The following is a 952-nucleotide window of genomic DNA, read 5'->3' on the forward strand; positions in this document are numbered from 1 at the left end:
CCATGCCCAGCAATTATGAGTGGCATCTGGCACACGCACGCGCTCGAAAAAAGCCAGTGCCTCGGCTTCATGGGCAATCGGCGCAGCATGGACACGAAACAGGCTCTTCTTGACCACAGTGTCCTGCTGCGTTTCAGCCACCAGTGTTCGGGTCATGCGTCCTAAATCCTGCCTCGCCCTTTTCGGGTTCTGAGTTGCGGTTCTTCTCCGGTCAGGAAGCAGGCCTGAACAGGTTTTGCAAGGGCGGTGGGAACAGGTGTGTCGCGGTCCTGCTCGGGCCACATGATCGCGGCTTTTCAAAAATCCCGTGCTTATGAGGTTGCCTCTGCCATAACGCCGACCCTGGCGCGGTGATTGCGCACGAGGCCTGAAAAGGAGCGGGTGCCCCGGTTACCGGGCAGTCTTTTGCACCTGTTCGGCACATCCTATGCGGACGCTCATTGCCCGACGGCTCAGGACGATGCGCTTACTCGTCAAGCGGCTGGAACAGCTCCACCAGATCGTTCAGATGACCGATTTCCTTCAGCGCCAATCCTTCGGGAGGCTTGGGGCGTGCGCCTCCGCTCGCCACACGCCGGGGGAGGATGGCCTGTGCGAAGCCAAGTTTCTGGGCTTCCTTGAGGCGAAGATCCGTTTGCGAGACCTGACGCACCTCACCGGACAGCCCGACCTCGCCGAAATAGGTTGAGCCCGCCGATGTCGGTACGCCCGTCGCGGCCGAGATCAATGCAGCTGCCACCGCCATATCGCAGGCTGGCTCACTGATCCGCAGGCCGCCCGCAATGTTGAGATGCACGTCCATTCCAGCCATCTTGAGGCCGCAGCGGGCTTCAAGAACAGCCAGAAGCATGTTGAGCCGTGCCGTTTCCCACCCGACTACCGCACGTCTGGCTGCGCCTTCACCGGCCTTGGGTGAGACGAGGGCCTGAATTTCCAGCAGGACGGGGCGTGT

Annotated in this window: 2 protein-coding genes; both read right to left on the reverse strand. The window is 61.2% G+C overall.

Features of this window, described 5'->3' with window-relative positions; genetic code table 11:
* A partial coding sequence (locus P792_RS39700; protein WP_035440705.1) for a YigZ family protein occupies positions 1-156 on the reverse strand: 156 nt, incomplete at its 3' end.
* Positions 157-466: 310 nt separating this feature from the next.
* Positions 467-952, reverse strand: a 486-nt coding sequence (locus P792_RS36725) for a magnesium chelatase domain-containing protein (protein WP_035440568.1), incomplete at its 5' end; no start/stop codon positions are given.

The organism is Asaia sp. SF2.1 (genome assembly GCF_000505765.1).
GTDB classification, from domain to species: Bacteria; Pseudomonadota; Alphaproteobacteria; order Acetobacterales; family Acetobacteraceae; genus Asaia; species Asaia bogorensis.